The organism is Oceanobacillus saliphilus (assembly GCF_023522835.1).
Classification (GTDB): domain Bacteria; phylum Bacillota; class Bacilli; order Bacillales; family Amphibacillaceae; genus Oceanobacillus; species Oceanobacillus saliphilus.
The window spans coordinates 1-22,513 of sequence record NZ_JALCZU010000018.1 but is presented as its reverse complement, the minus strand read 5'-3'; the positions used below and the strand labels follow the sequence as shown (position 1 = coordinate 22,513).

The 22,513-nt window shown below is 38.4% G+C and carries 22 protein-coding genes; 7 read left to right on the top strand and 15 right to left on the bottom strand.

The features are described 5' to 3' along the window. Nucleotides 1-40 precede the first annotated feature (40 nt). The gene (locus MN204_RS19775; protein ID WP_249872806.1) at nucleotides 41-1,333 is read left to right on the top strand and encodes a diguanylate cyclase domain-containing protein; all 1,293 of its coding nucleotides are present in this window, start codon (nucleotides 41-43) and stop codon (nucleotides 1,331-1,333) included. A gap of 91 nt (nucleotides 1,334-1,424) precedes the next feature. Here MN204_RS19775 and pdaA read toward each other — a convergent pair whose 3' ends face one another. The 3 genes from pdaA to MN204_RS19760 form a co-directional block, all read right to left on the bottom strand. Next, entirely contained in the window at nucleotides 1,425-2,216 is a 792-nt protein-coding gene (gene pdaA / locus MN204_RS19770) for a delta-lactam-biosynthetic de-N-acetylase (protein ID WP_249872805.1), read from the bottom strand. A 51-nt stretch (nucleotides 2,217-2,267) separates the two neighbouring features. After that, nucleotides 2,268-3,578, bottom strand: coding sequence for a Na+/H+ antiporter family protein (locus MN204_RS19765; protein WP_249872804.1), 1,311 nt, complete (start codon nucleotides 3,576-3,578; stop codon nucleotides 2,268-2,270). A gap of 144 nt (nucleotides 3,579-3,722) precedes the next feature. Beyond that, nucleotides 3,723-4,523: a YfkD famly protein gene (locus MN204_RS19760; RefSeq protein ID WP_249872803.1), complete on the bottom strand. Its 801-nt coding sequence runs from the start codon at nucleotides 4,521-4,523 to the stop codon at nucleotides 3,723-3,725. An 87-nt stretch (nucleotides 4,524-4,610) separates the two neighbouring features. Between MN204_RS19760 and MN204_RS19755 the strand changes: the two genes are divergently transcribed. Continuing rightward, nucleotides 4,611-4,787, top strand: coding sequence for a hypothetical protein (locus tag MN204_RS19755; RefSeq protein ID WP_249872802.1), 177 nt, complete (start codon nucleotides 4,611-4,613; stop codon nucleotides 4,785-4,787). A gap of 856 nt (nucleotides 4,788-5,643) precedes the next feature. Here the strand turns inward: MN204_RS19755 and MN204_RS19750 are convergent. Both MN204_RS19750 and MN204_RS19745 read right to left on the bottom strand, forming a co-directional pair. Further along, nucleotides 5,644-6,327, bottom strand: coding sequence for an amino acid ABC transporter permease (locus MN204_RS19750; protein ID WP_249872801.1), 684 nt, complete (start codon nucleotides 6,325-6,327; stop codon nucleotides 5,644-5,646). A gap of 12 nt (nucleotides 6,328-6,339) precedes the next feature. Then, nucleotides 6,340-7,224: a transporter substrate-binding domain-containing protein gene (locus tag MN204_RS19745; RefSeq protein WP_249872800.1), complete on the bottom strand. Its 885-nt coding sequence runs from the start codon at nucleotides 7,222-7,224 to the stop codon at nucleotides 6,340-6,342. Nucleotides 7,225-7,538: 314 nt separating this feature from the next. Here MN204_RS19745 and MN204_RS19740 point away from each other — a divergent pair, with 314 nt between their 5' ends. After that, nucleotides 7,539-9,473 carry a heavy metal translocating P-type ATPase gene (locus MN204_RS19740; RefSeq protein ID WP_249872799.1) on the top strand — a complete coding sequence of 645 codons (1,935 nt, stop codon included), beginning with the start codon at nucleotides 7,539-7,541 and terminating at the stop codon, nucleotides 9,471-9,473. Between the two features lie 15 nt (nucleotides 9,474-9,488). On the opposite strand, the gene MN204_RS19735 is transcribed toward MN204_RS19740, so the two are convergent. The 3 genes from MN204_RS19735 to MN204_RS19725 are packed head-to-tail and all read right to left on the bottom strand — an operon-like array spanning nucleotide 9,489 to nucleotide 11,125. Further along, complete coding sequence (locus MN204_RS19735; protein WP_249872798.1) at nucleotides 9,489-10,310, bottom strand: YihY/virulence factor BrkB family protein; 822 nt, start codon at nucleotides 10,308-10,310, stop codon at nucleotides 9,489-9,491. A 30-nt stretch (nucleotides 10,311-10,340) separates the two neighbouring features. Further along, nucleotides 10,341-10,637, bottom strand: a complete 297-nt coding sequence (locus tag MN204_RS19730; RefSeq protein ID WP_249872797.1) for a YtxH domain-containing protein — start codon at nucleotides 10,635-10,637, stop codon at nucleotides 10,341-10,343. Nucleotides 10,638-10,651: 14 nt separating this feature from the next. After that, nucleotides 10,652-11,125, bottom strand: coding sequence for a low molecular weight protein-tyrosine-phosphatase (locus MN204_RS19725; RefSeq protein ID WP_249872796.1), 474 nt, complete (start codon nucleotides 11,123-11,125; stop codon nucleotides 10,652-10,654). Between the two features lie 298 nt (nucleotides 11,126-11,423). On the opposite strand from MN204_RS19725, the gene MN204_RS19720 reads away from it, so the two are divergent. Next, nucleotides 11,424-12,788, top strand: a complete 1,365-nt coding sequence (locus MN204_RS19720; RefSeq protein WP_249872795.1) for an alanine/glycine:cation symporter family protein — start codon at nucleotides 11,424-11,426, stop codon at nucleotides 12,786-12,788. Between the two features lie 46 nt (nucleotides 12,789-12,834). Here MN204_RS19720 and MN204_RS19715 read toward each other — a convergent pair whose 3' ends face one another. From MN204_RS19715 to MN204_RS21750, 5 genes are all read right to left on the bottom strand, one after another. Next, complete coding sequence (locus MN204_RS19715) at nucleotides 12,835-13,500, bottom strand: SOS response-associated peptidase (RefSeq protein WP_249872794.1); 666 nt, start codon at nucleotides 13,498-13,500, stop codon at nucleotides 12,835-12,837. Nucleotides 13,501-13,575: 75 nt separating this feature from the next. Then, nucleotides 13,576-14,571 carry a glutaminase gene (locus tag MN204_RS19710; protein ID WP_249872793.1) on the bottom strand — a complete coding sequence of 332 codons (996 nt, stop codon included), beginning with the start codon at nucleotides 14,569-14,571 and terminating at the stop codon, nucleotides 13,576-13,578. Between the two features lie 393 nt (nucleotides 14,572-14,964). Next, entirely contained in the window at nucleotides 14,965-15,345 is a 381-nt protein-coding gene (locus tag MN204_RS19705) for a retropepsin-like aspartic protease (RefSeq protein ID WP_249872792.1), read from the bottom strand. Further along, nucleotides 15,329-15,589: a hypothetical protein gene (locus tag MN204_RS19700; protein ID WP_249872791.1), complete on the bottom strand. Its 261-nt coding sequence runs from the start codon at nucleotides 15,587-15,589 to the stop codon at nucleotides 15,329-15,331. The genes MN204_RS19705 and MN204_RS19700 overlap by 17 nt, the downstream gene beginning before the upstream one ends. 153 nt (nucleotides 15,590-15,742) lie before the next feature. Then, nucleotides 15,743-16,663: a CAP domain-containing protein gene (locus tag MN204_RS21750; RefSeq protein ID WP_249872790.1), complete on the bottom strand. Its 921-nt coding sequence runs from the start codon at nucleotides 16,661-16,663 to the stop codon at nucleotides 15,743-15,745. A gap of 456 nt (nucleotides 16,664-17,119) precedes the next feature. Here MN204_RS21750 and mreBH point away from each other — a divergent pair, with 456 nt between their 5' ends. The 3 genes from mreBH to MN204_RS19680 all read left to right on the top strand — a co-directional run bounded on the left by mreBH (nucleotide 17,120) and on the right by MN204_RS19680 (nucleotide 20,823). Next, nucleotides 17,120-18,127 carry a rod-share determining protein MreBH gene (gene mreBH / locus MN204_RS19690; RefSeq protein ID WP_249872789.1) on the top strand — a complete coding sequence of 336 codons (1,008 nt, stop codon included), beginning with the start codon at nucleotides 17,120-17,122 and terminating at the stop codon, nucleotides 18,125-18,127. 318 nt (nucleotides 18,128-18,445) lie between these two features. Then, nucleotides 18,446-19,606, top strand: coding sequence for a CaiB/BaiF CoA transferase family protein (locus MN204_RS19685; protein WP_249872788.1), 1,161 nt, complete (start codon nucleotides 18,446-18,448; stop codon nucleotides 19,604-19,606). 11 nt (nucleotides 19,607-19,617) lie between these two features. Next, a complete protein-coding gene (locus tag MN204_RS19680; protein WP_249872787.1) occupies nucleotides 19,618-20,823 on the top strand; it encodes an acyl-CoA dehydrogenase family protein in 1,206 nt (401 codons plus the stop codon). 900 nt (nucleotides 20,824-21,723) lie between these two features. Here the strand turns inward: MN204_RS19680 and MN204_RS21380 are convergent. Both MN204_RS21380 and MN204_RS19670 read right to left on the bottom strand, forming a co-directional pair. Then, the gene (locus MN204_RS21380) at nucleotides 21,724-21,858 is read right to left on the bottom strand and encodes a type II toxin-antitoxin system RelE family toxin (protein ID WP_368858686.1); all 135 of its coding nucleotides are present in this window, start codon (nucleotides 21,856-21,858) and stop codon (nucleotides 21,724-21,726) included. Nucleotides 21,859-21,954: 96 nt separating this feature from the next. Continuing rightward, entirely contained in the window at nucleotides 21,955-22,209 is a 255-nt protein-coding gene (locus MN204_RS19670) for a hypothetical protein (protein ID WP_249872786.1), read from the bottom strand. Nucleotides 22,210-22,513: the final 304 nt, after the last annotated feature.

Genomic DNA, 22,513 nt, shown 5'->3' with positions numbered 1-22,513 from the left:
TGATATACTATCTTTGATATAAAGAGAAGGAAGATGCTGCATGAGTAACTCGTCCGGATTCATATATGAAGAAGTTTTAATGAATGGTATACAAAACATGATATTCGTTATTCGTGTAGACGCAGATTTGGATTTATACTATGAATTTATCAATCTCGCTGCTATGAAAAATACTGGCCTGACCCTGGACATTATTGGCAGTAGCATCAAGGCGGTTTACGCTGATGATAAAGAAAAGTCCGATTACTTTTACGAAAAATATATGCAAGTAGCCGAAACAAAAAAGACGTTAATCTACCATGACTGTTATCTTTCTCCTATGGGTGACACGCATTATTCTGAAACAAAACTGACACCATTATGCAATGAACACGGCGTATGTACCAACATTGTTGCACTGGTGACAGATATTACGGAAGAAAGAATCGCTAAATTGGAAAACAAAATGGTTTATGAAAAGCTGAATGAAAGTGAAAAGCGGTTCAGAATTATTGCGGAACATTCACATGATTTAATCACCCTTTTGGATAATGAAGGGAGTATCATATATGCATCGCCTTCCTATAAGGCAAATCTTGGCTTTGATGAAAATGAGTTGCTTGATGAGCTTTATATAAATATTATCCATCCCGAACATCAAATGAAGCTGCTTGACGTGCTAAGTACAGCAATTAATGATGATAAATCATGCACATTACAGTTTAAGCAAAAGCATAAATTCAATGGATGGATTTGGGTTGAATTATCGGGAACTCCAGTATTTGATGAAAATATGAAATTAATCCATCTCGCTTTGATTACGAGAGATATAACGCAGCAAAAGGAGTACGAAACCAGATTGGAGTATTTTGCTATGCATGACGTGCTGACTGGTTTGCCTAATCGGAGATACTTCAATCAAAAACTTACGACTACCATGACATCTTCCAAAAATGGCCTTGCTGTTTTAATGATTGATATCGACGACCTAAAGCAATTTAATGATCAGATGGGCCATGATATCGGTGATAAAGTCATTCAAATTGCAGCTAAACGATTGAGCAACAGCCTCCGAAAGAAAGATACAGCAGCGAGACTAGGTGGAGATGAGTTTGCCGTAATCCTTGCAGACATTCACACGAAAGAAAATGCGCTAAAAATCGTCAAAAGAATTCACAAGACGATACAGGAACCATGGTATTATAAAAATAACATGTTCAACATAACAGCCAGTATTGGAATTGCGCTTGTATCGGATGAAAAAGCGACTCCAGTTTCCATCCTAAAAAATGCCGATATGGCCTTGTATCAAGCTAAAAATTCTGGGAAAAACAAAATTGAAATAAGTAATTAGGATTCACCTAGTTCTTGGACGAATACCCTCGTTGAATACAAGTAAAAAACGTGTGCTGACTTTTATACAGTCAGCACACGTTTTTTGTCATTTATAAACCATACAAACCTTTGGGAAGCATTTTACTTATTAAAAGATCGTCCAAGTTTCTAAATGTATACCCCTGCTTTTTTAAGTCTTGGATAATACGTTCCAGCGCTTCTGCGTTATCGGACGAAACCGCATGGAGCAGAACAATGGCACCTGGGTGCATTTGAGCCATAATTTGATCATAGGCGTATTCCGAACCTTTCTGCTTACTAACATCCCAATCCGTAAAAGCAAGGGACCAAAAAATATGGACAAGACCCAGTTCATTTGCCCACTGCAATGTGTTTTCATTAAACACACCCCTTGGTGGGCGCAAAAACTTTATTTCCTTTTGATCACTAACTTCTGCGACTGCCGATTCAAGTGTTTCAAGTTCCTTCTTTATTGCATCCTTGGTCAATATCGTAAAATCGGGGTGATGATAGGAGTGGTTCCCGATTGTATGACCTTCATCCACCATTTTCTTAATTAGTTCCGGTTCGCTTTTCACATAATGACCCGTCACAAAAAATGTTGCCGGTACAGATTCCTTCTTTAACACATTCAGTATTTCTGCCGTATACCCCTGTTCATATCCATTATCAAAGGTAAGATAGATGTTTTTAGCACCAGAGTCATCCACATAATAGGCGCCGTATTTCTCCAATAACTGTTGGTATGAGCCGATTTCAGGTATTCTATGCTCTGAATTCTTTTTATACCCCCAGCCAAATGCTTGTGATGTGGAAGGCTCCAAAAAACAAATAAAAAAGGCAAGAAAAATGATGATTGATGCTACATGAGAATTTCGCATAACAACCCACCTGTTTTTTTCTTACCTTTTCCTATTAGTTATAAAATTATTCTATAAAACCATTGCGGCAATCCAACCAAAAATAATCAACGGAATATTAAAGTGGATAAAGGTTGGTACAACAGTATCCCAAATGTGGTGATGTTTCCCATCTGCATTCAATCCCGCTGTCGGTCCGAGCGTGCTGTCCGAGGCAGGAGAACCCGCATCGCCAAGTGCACCTGCTGTTCCGATCAGTGCTGCTGTTGCAACTGGTGAAAATCCTGCAGCCATACATATTGGAACATATAGTGCCGCTAAAATTGGAATGGTACCGAATGAGGAACCAATTCCTAATGTAACGATTAAACCTACTAATAGCAAAATAAGAGCAATAAGTGCTTTATTATCACCTAACAAACCAGATGACAATTCAACCAATGCATTTACGGAACCTGTTTCTTTTAATATCGTACCGAAGCCGGATGCGACCAGCATTACAAACGCGATCGTACCCATCATGCTGATTCCATCTGTCATAACTTTATCTCCATTTTTAAATGGCACGACAAGAAATACGAACATGAACAATAACCCAGTTAATGCACCTAATATAAGATTTTCAGTAATAATCTGTACTACTAGTGCTGCAATAATAGCAACAATTGTCAGTATATGTTTTTTGTTAAAAGTAACCGTCTCATTTTCCGGTGATTGGATGGCTGTTCCTATACCCCCAGCACCTGGTACGGAATCTCTGCCTTTTCGATACGTGATAAAAATAGCAATCAATAATCCAACAACCATTCCTAAACCAGGAATCAGCATCGCTAATACAGTTTCCCCATTTGTAATCGAAGAACCATTTGCTTCCATTCCTTCGATAATGATACCATGGAAAATCAGACCAAATCCTGCTGGAATCATTAAATAAGGCGCCTTCAGACCGAAAGTAAGTGCAACCGCAACAGCCCGGCGGTCCATGCGCATTTGATCAAACAGTTTCAATAGTGGTGGTATTAAAATAGGTATAAATGCAATATGAACGGGAACTACGTTTTGAGATAGTGATGCTACACCGGCAATCGCCAGCAGTAACATTGTTCTCTTACCTGTCAGTACACGAATAAGATAGGTAACTAAAACAGAAGTAATACCTGTGTAACTGATTGCCACGGCAAATGCTCCAAGTAAAATATAACTTAATGCAGTACTCGATGAACCACCCATTCCACTGACAAGCAATTCAATTGATTCTACTAAAGATAGACCAGACATTAATCCGGCTGTTAAGCCTGCAGTAATGATTGCGATGATTACATTTACACGCAGTAAACTCAAAATCATCATTACTAAAACCGATACAATAACGACCCATTCCATTTTAAATCTTCCCCCTATGTCACAATCTATGATGAACATTTTTTATTTGTCTTTAACACTTTACCATGATAAAGCACTACTATATAAAAAGCAACCCCTTTTAAAGAAAAAAACCCTGTAAAAATTTTACAGGGTTAGTGGAACTTATTTTACTTGATAGGAGAAGGAAATGTGATCTTGTACTGGAATCCATGCACCTATCCCTTGTTTTGTAACATTTTTAATTTCAATCGATTTCTTTGAACCTTTCAATTTCACATATACTTCCCCAAAGGTTACTTGTCCTTTTTCATTTACCGCTGGCGCATATGCTTGCAATGTTGCGTGTTTTTTAGCCGGGACACCATAGGAGTTATCTTTTTTTGTATTTTTCCCTATGATTGTACTGTATGAAAGTGGCAGGTTCGTCTTTTCCTTTGCTTTTAAAAGCATCATTTTCCGAATATCATCCGGATTGGTTATTTTATTCGTCAATGCACCTTTTACTTCCTTTTGTTCCTGTTGGATATAATTCATATTTTGCGTATTATCTCCACCGATATTATTCAGTTCATTTAAGTTAATTGGCTGATATTCCCAGTTTATATTGGATTCCTCTGAACTATAATTTAATGCCCATCTTCCTAGATAAATCATGCCGCGATATCCAATTGAAATTGGGGAGGGGTTGATCGAAGTTTCATTTAGCATTTTAATAAGGTCTGGATTTTCAATGGCGATTTCCATTTCATCAAGCAATTCTTGGGTTAGTTCACTCGGTTCAATAACTTCCTGATCCTCTGTTGAGTTTGGGTACGTATTTTCCTTCGATATATTTAGTACATGACTCGGAATTTCATTATTCTCTGACTCAGTTTCAGCTAAACCAGCCGATGGGGAAATAAGGGACAATAAGAAAGCAACAATTACGACCGCCACTATTCTATTTATTTTCATGTTACCCATTCCTTTCTTTTCCCCTATTTTTTTCGGATAAGGCTAAATTATGCACAGCCAGGGAAAATACTTATTATTATAGGTGGGGTAAAAGTAGTGAGTGGTGGGAAAAAGGTGCTTCATGAAGTAAAGGATTCGATTTGGGCTGAGCTCCCTTCCCTTGTTTTAATCTTCAAAGCAGCGATGAAGGTCATTTCCAGCGCTTCCTCACCGTCTTTTGATCTTCATAACAGCGATGAAGATCATTTCCAGCGTTTCCTCACCGTCTTTTGATCTTCATAGCATCGATGAAGTTCATTTCCAGCGTTCCCTCACCGTCTTTTTGATCTTCATAACCTTGATGAAGGTCATTTCCAGCGCTCCCTCACCGTCTTTTGATCTTCATAACCTCAATGAAGGTCATTTCCAGCGTTTCCTCCATGTGTTTTGATCTTCATAACTCCGATGAAGATCATTTCCAGCGCTCCCTCACCGTCTTTTGATCTTCATAGCATCAATGAAGGTCACTTTCAGCGTTTCCTCCACGTGTTTTGATCTTCATAGCATCGATGAAGTTCACTTTCAGCGTTTCCTCCACGTGTTTTGATCTTCATAACCCCGATGAAGGTCATTTCCAGCGCTCCCTCACCGTCTTTTGATCTTCATAGCATCAATGAAGGTCACTTTCAGCGTTTTCTTCCCATGTTTTGATCTTCATAACAGCGATGAAGATCATTTCCAGCGTTTCCTTCCCCTGTTTTGATCTTCATAGCATCGATGAAGTTCACTTCCAGCGTTTCCTCCTCGTGTTTTGATCTTCATAACCTCAATGAAGGTCATTTCCACCGCTCCCTCACCGTCTTTTGATCTTCATAACCCCGATGAAGGTCATTTCCAGCGCTCCCTGACCGTCTTTTGATCTTCATAACCTCAATGAAGGTCATTTCCACCCCTCCCTCACCGTGTTTTGATCTTCATAACTCCGATGAAGACAATAAATTTCCATACCAAAAAGCACCCCAATTGTTAGATCTACCTAACAATTGGGGTGCTTTTCAGAATTTTTCTAACGCATGCAAGAACGCCTTGGCTGTTACCATGCATTAAAGATGACAGTCAAGTCAAGGTGCAGAATACAGAAATGAATTTTTTATAAAAAGCTACTATACCGTTTTTCTAAACTTTCCTGTATAAAGCCTATAATTATACAAATCGGCCAATAAATCAGGGCTACAAGAACATACATGGTCATGGCATCAAATTCTCTCCCAGCAACAATCTGTGTTTTTTGGAATAGTTCTGGAACTGTAATGACAGCTGCGAGCGATGTTGCTTTGACTATATCCATTAAAACATTTGTTAAAGGTGGAATTGCAATACGCGTTGCTTGTGGCAATATAATTTTCTGTAGCGTCGTCCAGTATGGCATATTCAAGGCTTTGGCCGATTCCCACTGTCCCTTGTCGACACTGTTAAGGGATGACCTGTCTATTTCAGCAATATAGGCTGCACTATTGAGGCCAAATCCAATGATTGCTGCAGTCAGTGCAGTGAATTCTATGCCAACAACAGGTAAACCAAAGTATAGAATGAAAAGAAATACGAGCATAGGGGTCCCGCGCATAAAGGATATATATATACGGGATGGCCATCGCAACAGAATTTTTTTGGATCCCCTTGCCAGTGCAAGAAATAATCCTAGAACAAGTCCGATTCCCATTCCTGCAATGGAAATGAAAATTGTCATTGGCAATCCTTGCAACACAAAAGGAAGACTCTTTATTGCTAGCTCAATATCAAATAATCCCCCAAAATCAAATCCATTGAAGTTCATCTTATATTCTCCTTACAGTTCCAGACCTTCAATTTCTTCGATTTCACCTTCTGGTTGAACGGAAGCATCTTCTTCATAAAACTGTATAGCTAACTCAGATAGTGTTCCATCTTCACGCATTTCATTCAATACGTTATTGATTTCCTCCGTGAGTTGATCAGCTCCCTTAGGAATGACAACTGCCTGCTCAGTCGGGTGGAACATCAATGTAGGATGAAGATGCAAATCGAAATCAGGAAATGCTGCTACACCAAATTTAGTTAAATAATAATCGTTAATTACGACGTCTGTTCTTGCATTGCTAACATCACTCAAGTAAGCTTCATTAGGTGCGTTTCCATATGTAATTACCTCTGCACCAAAATGTTCAGCAATTTGGCTGTAGATAGTTGTCGCTCCACCGCCTGCTTTTTTACCTTCAAGATCTTCCAATGTTTCAATTCCCGAGTTATCTGACTCGCGAACTGCCATTGTACTATAAGAATACTTGTATGGTTCGCTGAAATTGAATTCTTCTTTTCTTTTATCCGTTGCTTCAATATCATTTGCCGCTACATCAATTCTGCCATTTTGAACAGCTGGTAGCATACTGTCTATTCCCATGATTTCAAAGCTTACCTCAAGATCAAGACGTTCAGCTACTTCACGCATGACTTCAACATCATATCCGGTCAATTCGTCATTTTCATCATAATAGGACGCTCCAATCAGTGTACCTGAAGTACCTACAATAAGTTCTCCCGACTGCTGAACATCTTCCCATCTTTCATCTGTAACAACTTCTGTTGCTGTATCTTCCTCTTGATTGCTCGTATCATCTGTATCATCAGAACTGCCGCATGCACTTAGTACTGCCACAATTGCTAATAAAACTAAATATAAACTAAACTTCTTCAACTGATACACTCCTTTGTTATATAAAAATATCTTTAGTTATTGTAACAGAATAACATAATTATTAAAATTTTTATGCTCTTTTTTGATAAACCATCAGGAGCTTCTAATAATTAATACTAGCCGGGAAAATGGTAGCATATACATTATTTTTAAGATTGACTTCCTAATCTATCATGCTATAATTATATCAGATACCTAATTATAATAATTATAAAATGAAAACAAGTATCGATTAACCCTTTTGCAACTGTGTTTATAGTAAAAATGATTTTAAACCCCTGATAACAATTCTCAATTATAGGAGGCAATTGATAATGAGTATCAATCAAGAAGTGTTAAGTTCTCGGAAAAATAAACGAAATCATTTTTCTGCAGAAAGTTTACCTACAAAACTAAAGGAACATATCGAATTAATCGCAGCATTAATCAGCGGGGTTATTATTTTGATAACCTGGACGATAGGAGATTATTTACCGGATACATGGTGGGTCGTTCTGCATTTGATTGCTTTTACAGTCGGAGGTTATGCAAAAGCGAAAGAAGGAATTACAGAAACGATAAGAACGAAAAAACTGAATGTGGAAGTTTTGATGATTCTTGCAGCTATTGGTTCCGTTTCAATTGGGTATTGGACAGAAGGCGCGATACTTATATTTATATTCGCATTATCTGGGGCTCTTGAAACGTATTCCTTGAATAAAAGCAATAAAGCAATATCTTCTTTAATGGAACTTCAGCCTGAAGAGGCATTACTTATTCAAAATGGCATGGAAACTGTCGTGCCTGTCTCCGACCTGAAGATTGATGACCTGATCCTTGTCCGTGCCGGTGAACTGATTCCAGCTGATGGAATTATCGTAAAAGGTTCTTCCACAATAGACGAAAGTGCAATCAGTGGAGAGTCCATGCCACTTCATAAAGAAAAAAGCAACGACGTTTTTTCCGGAACGGTTGCACTGGACGGAACGTTAACAGTTAGAATTACAACAAAGCCAAGTGAAACCCTTTTTCAAAAAATAATCCAACTGGTCCAGTCAGCCCAGGAAGAAAAGTCACCTTCCCAGTTATTTATCGAGAAGTTCGAAAATGCATATGTTTATATCGTATTAATCGTAGTTGCCATCATGATGTTTCTTCCATACCTTGCATTTGGATGGACGCTTTCTGAAAGTATCTATCGGGCGATGGTGCTGCTTGTCGTTGCTTCTCCATGTGCCCTTGTTGCATCCATTGCTCCCGCTACATTGTCTGCAATATCTAATGCCGCCAAAAAAGGTGTACTATTTAAAGGTGGTGTGCATCTTGAAAATTTGAGTGGCATTAAAGCAATCACACTGGACAAAACGGGTACATTGACGAATGGGAAACCAGTTGTGACAGATGCTTTTTTCGCCTCTGATTATGATGTTAACCAAATTTTGAAAGCAGTAGGGGCAATTGAAAAAGAATCCACCCATCCGCTCGCACAGGCTATAACAGCTTATTGTGAAGAACAGGCCGGTAGCTTGAATGATGTTGACGTTGTTGATATGAAAAACATTAGTGGAAAAGGTGTCACTGCAGTAGCATTCAATAGGCAGTGGTCAATCGGAAAAGCAGACTTTGTAGGGAAAGAAGCTGCAGAAAGCTTTCAAAATAGTGTAATGGCTGCACTTGCATCTGAAGGCAAAACAATCACCTTTGCAAAAGCAGAAGAAAAAATTGTTGCAGTTTTTGCTTTACAGGATACTGTACGCCAAACCACAAAGAATGCCATCCGTAAATTGAAAAGCAGTGGCATCCAAACAGTTATGCTTACTGGAGATAATGAATTGACCGCTAAGGCGGTTGCCGAGGAAGTAGGCCTTGACCGATATATTGCAAATTGCCTCCCACAGGATAAGGTGGACCACGTGAAAAGTTTTCGTAATCAGTATGGCAACATCGCGATGGTTGGTGATGGAATTAATGATGCCCCTGCTTTGGCTAGTGCCAATCTAGGAATAGCGATGGGGGAAGGAACGGATATTGCACTGGAAACTGCGGATATCGTACTGATGAAGAATGATCTGTCAAAAATCACTAATTCCATTCATTTATCCAGTCGCATGAATCGGATCATTAAACAGAATATCTTTTTCTCCATAAGTGTTATCGTTTTGCTGATCATCAGCAACTACTTCCAGCTGATTGACCTCCCACTTGGAGTCATTGGCCACGAGGGAAGTACGATTTTGGTAATTCTGAATGGGTTGCGTTTACTGAAATAGCTGCCATAGTGGCAGCTATTTTTGTAAACGATATTCTCTTATGGAAGCATTTATTATGCCACCAATGATTACAATTATTCCAAATAGGTAAAACCATATCATTAAAACGATGACTGTACCAAGACTTCCATAAGTTACAGAGTAATCACCTACATTGCTTACATAATAAGAGAATCCCCAGGACGCTATTTGCCATGATATTGTTGCAAATAGTGTACCCCAGATAACATTTTTAAAATAAATCCTTTTATGGGGGGCAAGTTTATATAGGAAAAGCAGCACGATAAAGAATATTACCGAGGACAGCACCCACCTCATTGTTTCCCATGTGGCAAGAAATCCTTCCGTCAATCCAAAGATTGAGAATATGTACTCTCCAATTACTCTGCCAAACACGGGAAGTAATAAAGCGACTGAAATTACAACTATCATGGCAATGGTAAGCAATATAGCAATCAGTCTGTCCGTAAAAAAGGAACGTTTCTTTTCAACTTTATAGGCTCTGTTAAAAGCTCTCGCAATCGCATTGACACCATTTGATGCCGCCCAAAGTGTACCGATTAGCCCGATTGAGAGAAGACTTCCACTTTGTTCATGAAGCATCTGGTGGACATTGGTATTTATAAGTTCCATTACTTGATTAGGTGCAAAGGATGCGATCGTATCGAGAATTACTTGTTCACTAATTGGTAAATAACCAACTAAATTAAGTAAAAACAATAGAAAAGGGAACAGTGACAACAGAAAGAAATATGCTAGCTGAGCAGCCAGCCCGAATACATCAACTGCTTCAACGCGCTGATAAAACTGCTTGAAGTGTTTTGCCACATTTCCCACATTACTCGCTCCCTATAAAAAGCACTTCTTCTATTGTATTTCCTTTACATCTTTTTTATTCGTAACTTTGTCCAAAGTGTTTTCTACCTGCTCTAATGCATTGATTGCATTTGCTGCCCCATTTGCAAATGTTTGATTAAAGTGATCAAACGTATCTCTCAGGTTATGAATTGCTTCAGAAGGATTATTTATAAAATAAGAAGAACTCGCTCTAGCGGATGACAGCTTCTCCCTAGCATAATCCCTTGTTTCTCTGTCGAACAATGCAGTTGCCCCACCCACTGCAGCTCCAATTGAAATACTTAATAAAAGTTTGCGTTTTCCCATTTTGGTTCTCTCCTTTAATTGAAATCATGTTTTACTTTTAGATGATTAAGTAAATTCCTACACCCTGCTGACACCAACTGATACGTATAATCAAAATCTCCTGTAAAATATGGATCCGGGATATTTGTTTCTTGAGGGTTCTCGACAAAGTCCATCAGTTTTGCGATGACGATAGAATCGTCTCCCTTTCTTATGTTGCCCAAGTCTTCTATATTTTGCTCATCCATTGCAATGATATAATCAAAATCATCCCAATCATTTTCTTTAACCTGACGAGCAAGCAAGCCTTCACTGGAAATTCTCTCCCTTTCCAGCAATGACATGGTACCTTCATGTGGAGGTTTGCCCACATGCCAATTCCCAGTCCCACCTGAATCCACTTCAATTCTATCAGAAAGATTCTCCTTTTTCACCAGTTCCCTAAAAATAGCCTCAGCCATCGGCGAACGACAAATATTACCTAAACAGACAAATAATACACGTATCATTATATTATCACCTTTCCAGCTTTTAACTATATTATAAGCAACATTGCCATCGATAAGCAAAATATGTAATCGTTTTTATGAGAATATAAAAAAGGATAACATTTTGTCAGCCATTCATTCTTACAACTAAACAGCCACAGCCAGCTCATGGTTTTGTTCTTTGTTTCATGATCACTCCCTTATTTTCGAAAACAAATTAAGTGAAAACAATTATTTTTAGTAATTTTCTAATTTTTACTTGACATCCTAGTGAGTTTTCGGAATATTTAATAGTATATAAATGAAAGGGGGAAGAAAAATGCTGGATATACTTAATGACATTAGTGGCTTTGTCTGGGGCCCTCCAACACTGATATTAATTGTTGGTACAGGTTTATATTTAACCTTCAGACTGGGATTTTTGCAGCTTACTGCATTGCCATATGCTTTAAAATTTGCATTCAGCCCAAAAAGGCAAGATAAAAAGTCAAAGGGTGACATCAGTCATTACCAAGCATTAACAACCGCGATGGCAGCCACTATAGGTACTGGTAATATTGTTGGTGTGGCAACCGCAGTCGTCGTGGGTGGTCCAGGTGCTGTGTTCTGGATGTGGATTACTGCTCTATTTGGAATGGCGACTAAATATTCAGAAGCTGTACTTGCCGTAAAGTACAGGGAAGTCAACAGTAAAGGTCAAATGTCAGGTGGACCAATGTATTACCTTGAAAAAGGACTCAAGGCAAAATGGCTAGGTGTTACTTTTGCTATCTTTGGTGCCATTGCTGCATTTGGGATTGGGAATATGGTTCAGGCCAATTCTGTTTCGGATGCATTGCAATCATCCTTTAGTGTTCCTACATGGGTCACAGGTATAATTCTTACCATCCTAACTGGTTTGGTAATCCTTGGTGGAATTAAAATCATCGGTAAAGTTACTGCATTTTTTGTTCCAATTATGGCATTATTTTATATTGCCGGTGGTTTAGTTATTATGATCATGAACTTTGAACTAATTCCTGCTGCTGTCGGTCTAATTTTTACCGATGCATTTACAGGCAGTGCGGTAGGCGGTGGTATATTGGGAACCGTAATCCGATACGGGGTTGCGCGTGGTGTGTTCTCCAATGAAGCTGGTCTAGGTTCTGCACCAATTGCAGCTGCAGCAGCGAAGACTGACTATCCTGGACGTCAAGGTCTTGTTTCAATGACACAGGTTCTTTTCGATACGATCATCGTATGTTCGATTACAGGTATTACACTTGTTATGGCAAATATGTATTCCGATGGTCTTGATGGCGCACCTTTGACAAGTGCATCCTTTTCAGCGTTTTTAGGTGATGCCGGTGGTTACTTGGTTACCATCTCCATTGTTTTCTTTGCATTCTCTACACTTGTTGGTTGGTCCTATTATGGGGAGAAATGTTTCGGCTATCTGTTTAAAAGTGAAAGGGCCATCTCTATTTACCGCATTGCCTTTGTATTCGTAGTATTTTACGGTGCTATCGAGTTAATTGATGTTGTTTGGCTGATGGCTGATATTATGAACGCCTTAATGGCCATTCCAAACTTGATTGGTCTATTAGGTCTGTCAGGTGTCGTCGTTTATGAAACAAAGAAATTTATGAAAGTAGCTAAAGCAGAAAAAGAAGAAGAAAAAGCAGCGAAAGCTAAATCCGCTTAAAACATCGGGTGGGTATCCTTGATTTTAAGGATATCCACTCTTTCATTTACGCAATTGGCTCGATACATAAAGGATCATTATTCTTCGCTGAATTAACATAAGAATCCACATTATATGCCACAAATTCTTCATCATTGAAACGCTGCAATAGTCGTTTTGCTTCCTCGGGATGCAATTGATTCGGCTGTATCCATTCATCCTCTTTGCCTTTTGGTAGAATAATCGGCATCCGGTGATGAATGTCCTGCATGAAGTGATTGGCATCTTTGGTTAGGATGGTACAAGTAAATATCGTTTTATCTTCTTGTACCCACTTATCCCAGAGTCCTGCAAAGGCGAAAAGCTTCCGGTCTTTTACTTGAATTCTTTTCGGTTGTTTTCCACTTTCTGTTTTTTTCCATTCATAAAAACTATCGGCCACAATCAAGCATCTTTTTTGCGACATCAATTTTTTAAAACTTGGCTTTTCATTTGCTGTTTCACTTCTTGCATTAATCATTTTATATCCTATCTTCTCATCTTTTGCCCAAGAGGGAATAAGTCCCCACCTTAAATGACCGGCCCTCTTTTTAACACCATCATTTATAATCGCAAGAACTTGTTGACCTGGTGCCACATTATAACTTGGATGAAACGAATCGATACGCTCATCCAGACCAAATTCATCCAATACCTCTAGTTCATCAGCCAGCAATGTATATCTGCCACACATCACATATCCCTCCCCTTCGTAAACTTGATTATCACCAGGACAGCTTTCGTTCTCCTGATGATGAAGTCTCTACTACTAAAATAAACTTAAATCCCATTGATTCGCAACATGCCTGAGTAACTTAATTCCAGCAATACTGTTTCCCTGATTATCCAATGCAGGACCATAGATACCAATCCCGCAACCTTCAAGAAATGGAAGCTCCTCGTCCCTTACCCTTGGTGGAACAACTGCCAATATCCCTCCAGAAACACCACTTTTAGCCGGAATTCCAACGTACGCTGCAAATTTACCTGACGCATTATACATTCCACAAGTTAACATCATCGCTTTTGCAAGGCGGCTTATTGCCCTTGGTATGATTTCTTCATTTGTATCGGGATCATAGCCATCATTGGATAATACCAAACCTATTCTTGCAAGGTCATCAATCGTTATTTCGATGGAACATTGCTTGAAATAGGTTTCCAATGTAATGCCAAGATCTGACTCTAGATAATCACCCTCTAATAAATAGTAGCCAATTGCTCTGTTCCGCATGGATGTGTCCCGCTCAGACTCATATGTCTCCACATTTATTTGTGGACGATAACCTATCATCTTTTCCAAAAGGATAAAAAGAGCTTCTAATTTTCTATCTGATGTCTTCCCCTCCAACATAGAAGAAACGGTAAGTGCTCCAGAATTAACTAAAGGATTGAAAGGTTTTTTGGGCTGTGTGATTTCCAGATGCATAATAGAGTTAAAAGCTTCCCCCGTCGGCTCTACATCAACTCGACTCAATACATAGGCCAACCCTCTTTCCATACATGCTACAATAAATGTCAGGACTTTTGAAATACTTTGGATCGTAAATTTTTCCTCTGTATTTCCTGACTTAATCGCAACTCCGTTTTTTCCAATAATGGATATGCCAAGTGCTTCCTGGTCTGCTTCCGCCAAAATCGGTATGTAGCTGGCAACTTCTCCATCAACAGTTTGCTTCTTAAAAAATCCGACCCAGTTGTCAACATATTCCTGTAACCACTTTTCATTTATTTCTGTATTTAAATTAGCTGATCCTTGTACCATCCATTACACCTCTTTATCAATATACGCATTGCAGTTTCTGTATTAAGGGTATACCCTTAACCCACATATTTTACCCACTTTTCCGCTTAAAATGAAAAAGAGTCTGGGATAAGCGTAACGGTTGCATACCTATCGAAAAGATTCACACGTTAAAATCTATAACTAATTGCACCACAAAATGTAGTGCAATTAGTTGCACTTATGCAGATAAATAGCCTAGTTCATTTTAACCAGGCTATTTCAATATTTTCTTATTTTTTATTCAACTAATTATCAAAATAAACTATATTCTTACTGTTTTGCTTGAAGAAGAACGTAGACTTAGTGAATATGTCAGGGTGCTAGCTGGTTATAAGCGACAAAAGAGAACCCTTTTTATTATTTAGGTTCTCTTTAAAAGTTTCTGTCCATTCGCAGCTGCCTTAAATCAATTGTAAATTCTGCTCTCATTAACAAATCTAAACCAAGTAATCCGTTTATGTCATCATATCCAAAATCATTGAAATCTACCTCAATTTTTTCAACAATAAGATCATCAATTTGAATTTGGTCTACTTGTTTCCTAAATGCGTGCTCTTTTCCACCAATTCCAAAATAAGTTACAATCTTATCATGTAAATCAACTTGAAGATCAATATCTTCTACTGCATCCTGTGAAATAAGAGTTCTAGCAGCCCCAGTATCTACAACCATATTTTCAATCACTTTGCTTTTTTCGTTAAATGTCAGCGTAATATCTGCTAAAAGTAATCCATATTTATGCTTGATTTTCAAGGTAGTCAAATCTCCTTAACCCAACATCTTGACGAATTTCAAGCACAATACTTTCATTGGCTGTATGAAAAATTAGCTCGTCACCTTTTGATTTCAACAGTTCTTTTGTTGCTAGTTGATCTGATACAGGCGTTATTACAGCCATATCTTCAACAAATTCTTGTTCATTTTTTATGTGAGAAGATAACACTTTTAATTTGACAAATTGATTTGGGTACAAATTTCTAACCTCTGACCATTTCATACCTCTCACCGTCCCTTTACGTTATTTCCTATATATATATTAGCATAATATTCAATAAATAAACATCGAGAAAAAATACGATTGTCTGCCAAAATTTTATACTTTCTTACAGCAAAAAAAAAGACCAGCCGAGGCTGATCTTTTGGTAAGTTATTATTTTCCAATAAATAGTTGTGTCCAGTGGTTACCTTGTTCCACATATCCCACTCCGATATGTGTATAATTACCATTAAGGATATTCTCACGGTGACCTTGACTGTTCATCCAAGCATTAACCACTTCTGCTGGTGTACGCTGTCCTTTAGCAATGTTCTCACCTGCAGTGCTATATGAAATACCATAGCTCTTCATCATGTCAAAAGGTGAACCGTATGTTGGGCTATTGTGATCGAAATAGTTATTTACAGCCATATCACGTGATTTTTCACGAGCTACTTTACTTAATTCTGTATCTATTTTTAGTGCTGGCAAACCTTGTTTTGCTCTTTCTTGGTTTGTTAGTTCAACTACTTCTTGTTCAAATTGACTTAATTGTTGTGATTGCTCCTGTTTTTGAGGTTGCTCTTCTTTTTGTACTGGTTGTTGTACTGGTGCTGCTGGTTGTTCAGCAGGTTTTTCCTCTTTTACAGGTGCTTGTTTAACTGGTTCTTGTTTTGCCGGTGCTTCTTTTACTGGCTCTTGTTTAACTGGTTCTTGTTTTGCTGGTGCTTCTGCTTTAGGCTGTTCTTGAGCAGGTTTTTCTTCTTGAACTGGTTGCTTTTCAGCTGGTGCTTCTTTTTGCTCTGATTGTTCTACATTTTCTGGAGCCTTATTGGATTCTTTTTCATTTAATTGAAGTGATTTCCAATCTAGGTTTTTCCAATCAATTTCGAATCTATTTAATACGCTGTCTACTAGACCTTTAATATCATTCTCTGAAACTGTATCCACTTGCCCATTCATAGAATAATAAACTTTATATGAAGTATTAAATGACTGATTTTGATCTGCTGAAGCTTCAGCATTTGATGAAAATGCTCCACCGAAAAGTAAAGCCGCTGATAATGCAGTAACCATTCCTACTTTCTTAAACATCTCATGCACTCTCCTTTGTTTTTTGTTGTTGTTTTCTTGTGCAAAATTATCATAACACAAGATTTTTGTAATATTTGAGGAAGGCTTTACCATTGTGGTTATTTTGGTATGGACAATTTTGCCTATCAATCTCAAATCCTTATGATCTATAGCAATGGTATATCTCCTAAATTAGGATATTGTGGAAAATGTTCAACATGCAGGAAAAAACTACTATAAAATTGCAATTGACACCTTTAAAACAAACGGTCTATATTACAGTATGCAATAATTTGTAATCAAAATGTCACTTGATTTTCCCTCCCTGAATGTTTTAATTTTAAGAGTAACGTTCTTTATTAAAGGAAAATCAACTAAACTTTTTCCAGTCAGTTTTAAGAAAAAAATTACTCTGAAACTGTAACTACTTATAGAGAAGTCCTAAAAAATAATCTGTCATCATTGGAGGATCATATTATGTTTTCAAATGCAGAAATCGGAATTGACTTGGGTACGGCAAATATTCTTGTTTATTCAAAAACAAAAGGTATCGTCTTAAATGAGCCATCCGTTGTGGCTATTGATATTAATACGAAGCAAGTCGTGGCTGTAGGCTCAGAAGCTAAGGAAATGGTTGGGAAAACCCCTAAGAACATCGTCCCTATAAGACCATTACGGGATGGCGTTATTGCGGATTATGATGTAACCGCACAAATGCTTAAAGAATTATTAAAGAAAGTAAGTAAAAAACTTGGCATGTCCATGCGCAAACCAACTGTAGTCGTCTGTACTCCTTCTGGCAGTACAACTGTTGAGCGACGTGCCATTCACAATGCTGTGACAAGCTATGGAGCAAAACATGTCCATCTGATTGAAGAACCTGTCGCTGCTGCAATAGGAGCAGACCTACCCGTCGATGAGCCATACGCAAATGTGGTGGTTGATATTGGGGGAGGAACTTCTGAAGTAGGCATCATTTCCTTTGGTGGAATTGTATCATGCAATTCTGTTCGTATGGCTGGAGATAAAATGGATGAAGAAATTATTCAGCATATCCGTAAGAAATATAACATTTTGATTGGTGAACGCACTGCCGAAAACATTAAAATGGAAATCGGTTATGCCCATCCGAACCATAAAGAAAAAGCGATGGATATTCGTGGTCGTGATATGGTGACTGGCCTTCCTAAAACAATCGAAATCACATCCCCTGAAATCTACAATGCTATTAAAGAATCACTTGAACAAATATTGGAGACAATCCGTGCTACATTGGAAGAATGCCCACCCGAATTAAGTGGAGATATTGTCGATAACGGGATTGTCCTGACTGGTGGTGGGTCACTATTAAACGGCATGCAGGAATGGCTTGTAGGTGAGTTGAGTGTGCCAGTACACATGGCTCCAAATCCTCTTGAATCCGTTGCAATTGGAACTGGACGTGCTCTCAAAATGATCGGCAAATTACAGAAAGCAGCTAAATAATGTTGACAGCTCATACAGAACTTTTTGTATGGGCTGACAAAATTTTAGTAGAAAACGTTTACAAACTTCATAGAAACATATATAATCTAAAATAAACAACCGTGTAAAGACGAATTCCACGTCATCACATACGGTGACACTTTCTTACTTTAAAAAATTAACTGCCTAATTTGTTCACATGCCCTTTCCTGGGTATGTCTCAACAAATAAAAGCCAGTTCAAATTGAATTGCAGCTATACTGCATTCGTTTGAGCTGGCTTTTTTTAATGGGCTGCCCGCTGACTCAGAAAAATAAATTTTAGAAAGGAGGTTTCAAAATGGCTGGTGCGTTAGACGGCATCAAAGTTCTCGATCTCACACGTGTTCTTGCGGGACCTTATTGCACCATGATCCTTGGTGATCTTGGTGCTGAGGTGATTAAAGTGGAATCACCTGGTGGCAGTGATGAAACACGAGGTTGGGGACCACCATTCACTAATGGGGTAAGTGCCTATTATCTTTGTGCAAACCGCAATAAAAAAAGCATCACAATCGATTTAAAAACGGATGAGGGAATAGCTACAATCAAACAACTGATTTCACAGTCCGATGTCATTATAAATAACTTTAAAGTCGGAACAATGGAACGCTTTGGGCTTGATTATGAAACAGTGGCTGATATAAACGAGGAAATCGTCTATTGTTCCATTACCGGCTTTGGTGAAACTGGTCCGTATAAGGATATGCCAGGATATGATTTTATCATCCAGGCAATGAGCGGGCTTATGAGCATAACCGGTACAGAGGAATCCGGGCCACAGAAAATGGGTGTTGCAATTACTGACATCTTAACCGGCTTGTATGCATGCATCGGTATTCAGGCTGCTTTACTTGAACGAAAACAATCCGGAAAAGGACAAAAACTTGATCTTTCACTTTATGATGCAGCAGTGAGTTCACTTGTCAATATTGGAAGCAATTATTTAATGTCCGAAAAAATTCCTGTTGCACTCGGGAACAGTCACGCCAATATTGTCCCTTACCAGACGTTCAACACGAGTGATGGCGAGATGGTAATTGCGGTAGGAAATGATAATCAATTTAAAAAGCTATGCTCCATCATAGGAAAACCTACGATGGCGAATGACGAAAGATTCCGCACAAACGCCGATAGGGTTGAGCACAGGGATGAACTTGTTCCGCTCTTGCAGGATGGATTTTTGACGAAGCCAACCGCATACTGGCAAGAGAAATGCCAAGAAAACAGTATCCCCTGCGGCCCAATACAGAACATTGCTGAAGTAAGTATGGATCCGCAGCTTCAGGAGAGAGAAATGTTTATTGAATATGAACACCCATCTGCCGAAACTGTAAAAGCAATCGGAAGTCCACTGAAATTGTCCAGGTCGCCTGTAAGGTATGAGCTTCATCCACCAGATCCTGGTGAACATAATGATGAAATACTAGCAAACTTAACTTTTTCAAAAAACAAAAATTAGGAGATGATCTGATGAACTTTGAATTTAATGAAGAACAAAAAATGCTGCGCCAAACGGTGAGAAGTTTTACAGATAAGGAAATCATGCCATATATTGCTGATTGGGATCGTGATGGGAAATTTGACCCGACTATCATGAAAAGACTTGCAGATCTTGGACTAATGGGAGTTTGTATCCCTGAAGAATACGGTGGAAGTAGTATGGATTATAACTCTCTTGCCATCGTCTGTGAAGAGCTTGAGCGTGGTGATACTGCTTTTCGTACAGCTGTTTCCGTCCATACTGGTTTAAACAGTATGACCCTGCTTCAATGGGGGAACGAGGAACAAAAGCAAAAATACCTGACACCACAGGCAAAAGGTGAAAAGATTGGTGCATTCGGACTGACAGAGCCGGGAGCGGGTTCCGATGTGGCGGCTATGCAATCCACTGCTGTTAAAGAAGGCGACCATTACATCCTGAACGGACAGAAAACATGGATTTCACTTTGCGATCTTGCAGATAATTTCATTGTATTTGCCTATACAGGAGATCGCTCTAAGAAACATAAAGGAATATCTGCATTTATCGTGGAACGTTCTTGGGATGGTTTTTCCTCAAAGGCTATCAAGGGGAAACATGGAATACGTTCAGGTAACACGGGGGAAATATTCTTTGAAAAAATAAAGGTGCCACAAGAGAATCTGCTTGGAGAAGAAGGGGAAGGTTTCAAGATTGCAATGGCAGCCTTGGATAACGGACGCTTCACAGTTGCCGCTGGTGCTGTCGGTCAAATCATGGCTTGCATTGAAGCAAGTGTAAAATACTGTCATGAAAGAGAAACGTTTGGAAAAGAAATCGGGAAACATCAACTCGTTCAGCAGATGATTGCCAAAATGGAAGCAGGCTATCAAATGAGCCGGTTACTTGTCTACCGTGCGGGCGAACTTAAAAACCAAGGGAAGCGTAATACAAGAGAAACATCTCTAGCAAAATGGCAGGCATGTGACTTCGCAAATAAAGCAGCAGATGATGCATTGCAAATCCATGGTGCATATGGTTATTCAGATGAATATCCAGTAGAACGTTACCTGCGTAATTCAAAGGCTCCGGTTATTTATGAAGGAACAAGAGAAATTCATACAATTATGCAAGCCGAATATGTACTTGGGTACAGGGAAGATAAACAATTAAACAAAATGCTTCCAGCCTGGGATGCTCAGACAGAATTAGTGTAGTAGGCTGGCTATTAAAAGTCAGGACGTAGCTGTTTTTATAAGTCCATTAGCTGCTGGTAATTCCAGCATTTTTATAACAAGCTTTAAATATCTATTGTAATCATTAGCTTCACCAGTCCTTGATCGCTCTAGGCGGACGCGCACGAGTAGTTGTCAGCAATCTTCTAACCAGCTCTGGGAAATACACGGAGACTTCTGCGGGAGCAGAGGCATCGGTGAGACAGCGAAGCGCTTTGGCGCAAGTTGGCTCACCAGCCGCCTGAAGGTCCGTGAGTGTATTCCCCAGAGCGATAGTCGAAGAGGGTTATCCAACTTTGCAAATGTCCCAATTCACATAAACTACTAGGCATATAAAGCAACAAAAATTCGAAAAACAGCCTTACTTTTTTCAAGTTAGAAACGTGATTTTTAATGCCTTTCTAAGTTTAGCCCAGTTAAACAGTTTAACCTTTTAATGGTGTGAAAGTTAAGTTATTAATTTAACTTTCTCATCTGCTCCATCAAGAAACCGACCCCAATTCATTTAACGGGGTCACTTGTGAGGTACAAAATGATAATTCGCACCATAATTCACAAGGTAGTTCACACAATTTTTATGACTGATTTAGCAATATAAATCACATTAAAAGGACTTAGAAAAATTTTTCTCTAAGTCCTATTTTGATAATAAATTATTCTGCTTTTCCAATTTCCTCAACTATCCTGCCAAATCGTTGAATACCCCTTATTACTTCATTTTAATCTTTTATTTGGGGGAGGATAAAGAAAAATCGTATTATTGTAGATACGCACCAGTTAGCGGTACATATCTTCGCAAAGTACATTTAGCAACACATCACAATAATATTATAAAAAAAATAAAAAGACCATAACGATAGTTGTTAAATGGTCTTGTTCAAGTTATTTGTATACATCACCACGATTATCAATAGTTAGTATATAAATCATTTTTTCATTATGGTCAGCCTCAAATATAATTCTGTATGTTCCAACTCTTAGTCTTAATTGTCCTTTTCTACCCTTTAACGGTTTTATGTCACCTATAGGTGGTTGTATAGTCAGTCCTTTTAATGCTGTATACTTATTCTCACTTGTACAGATTTCTCTTGCTTTTTTAGAAATTTAATTGACTCACGACTTAGTGTCAGTGGGTATATTAAGCTCATTTATTGCTTCCTCCCAAGACACAAACTCAGAGTTACTCTTTAGTTGTCGTTCTTCCTCTTCACTCAAAGGGGTTTCATCTGGTTCTAATTCCATAATTTCATCCCAGTTTGGTCGAGCATGACTTATAGTTAAATATTTTAAATAATCATATGCTGATTTTTTAGCAGATTGTGGTAGTTTTTTTACCATTTCAACTAATTCCTCATTACTTATAGCCATTATTCAACCTCCTTTGTTTGTCTTTACAAATTAAATCACCTTTTATTATTTTATCACATACTCCTATAAATAAGTGATCTAATCCATTCAATTTAACCTTTTTCCCTGATTAATATTATTCCGATAACTAACTTGACGAACATCTTTATCATGTACGATTAGTTTCTAATAAAGTTCGGAATTATCCTTATTTTACAATTGCACCCTTTAATGCAATAAGAACCGAGTTGCTAGCTTACCAAAAGTAATAAATCTATTTAATTGTTATTCTGTATGGTTGCGGGCTTATCTAATAAAAACGTCG

Bases quoted from the DNA above. Each gene is read 5' to 3' on its own strand.
- MN204_RS19775 (WP_249872806.1), top strand. From the start codon at position 41: ATGAGTAACTCGTCCGGATTCATATATGAAGAAGTTTTAATGAATGGT.
- pdaA (WP_249872805.1), bottom strand. From the start codon at position 2,216: ATGCGAAATTCTCATGTAGCATCAATCATCATTTTTCTTGCCTTTTTT.
- MN204_RS19765 (WP_249872804.1), bottom strand. From the start codon at position 3,578: ATGGAATGGGTCGTTATTGTATCGGTTTTAGTAATGATGATTTTGAGT.
- MN204_RS19760 (WP_249872803.1), bottom strand. From the start codon at position 4,523: ATGGGTAACATGAAAATAAATAGAATAGTGGCGGTCGTAATTGTTGCT.
- MN204_RS19750 (WP_249872801.1), bottom strand. From the start codon at position 6,327: ATGAACTTCAATGGATTTGATTTTGGGGGATTATTTGATATTGAGCTA.
- MN204_RS19740 (WP_249872799.1), top strand. From the start codon at position 7,539: ATGAGTATCAATCAAGAAGTGTTAAGTTCTCGGAAAAATAAACGAAAT.
- MN204_RS19730 (WP_249872797.1), bottom strand. From the start codon at position 10,637: ATGGGAAAACGCAAACTTTTATTAAGTATTTCAATTGGAGCTGCAGTG.
- MN204_RS19725 (WP_249872796.1), bottom strand. From the start codon at position 11,125: ATGATACGTGTATTATTTGTCTGTTTAGGTAATATTTGTCGTTCGCCG.
- MN204_RS19720 (WP_249872795.1), top strand. From the start codon at position 11,424: ATGCTGGATATACTTAATGACATTAGTGGCTTTGTCTGGGGCCCTCCA.
- MN204_RS19715 (WP_249872794.1), bottom strand. From the start codon at position 13,500: ATGTGTGGCAGATATACATTGCTGGCTGATGAACTAGAGGTATTGGAT.
- MN204_RS19710 (WP_249872793.1), bottom strand. From the start codon at position 14,571: ATGGTACAAGGATCAGCTAATTTAAATACAGAAATAAATGAAAAGTGG.
- MN204_RS19700 (WP_249872791.1), bottom strand. From the start codon at position 15,589: ATGAAATGGTCAGAGGTTAGAAATTTGTACCCAAATCAATTTGTCAAA.
- MN204_RS21750 (WP_249872790.1), bottom strand. From the start codon at position 16,663: ATGTTTAAGAAAGTAGGAATGGTTACTGCATTATCAGCGGCTTTACTT.
- mreBH (WP_249872789.1), top strand. From the start codon at position 17,120: ATGTTTTCAAATGCAGAAATCGGAATTGACTTGGGTACGGCAAATATT.
- MN204_RS19685 (WP_249872788.1), top strand. From the start codon at position 18,446: ATGGCTGGTGCGTTAGACGGCATCAAAGTTCTCGATCTCACACGTGTT.
- MN204_RS19680 (WP_249872787.1), top strand. From the start codon at position 19,618: ATGAACTTTGAATTTAATGAAGAACAAAAAATGCTGCGCCAAACGGTG.
- MN204_RS19670 (WP_249872786.1), bottom strand. From the start codon at position 22,209: ATGGCTATAAGTAATGAGGAATTAGTTGAAATGGTAAAAAAACTACCA.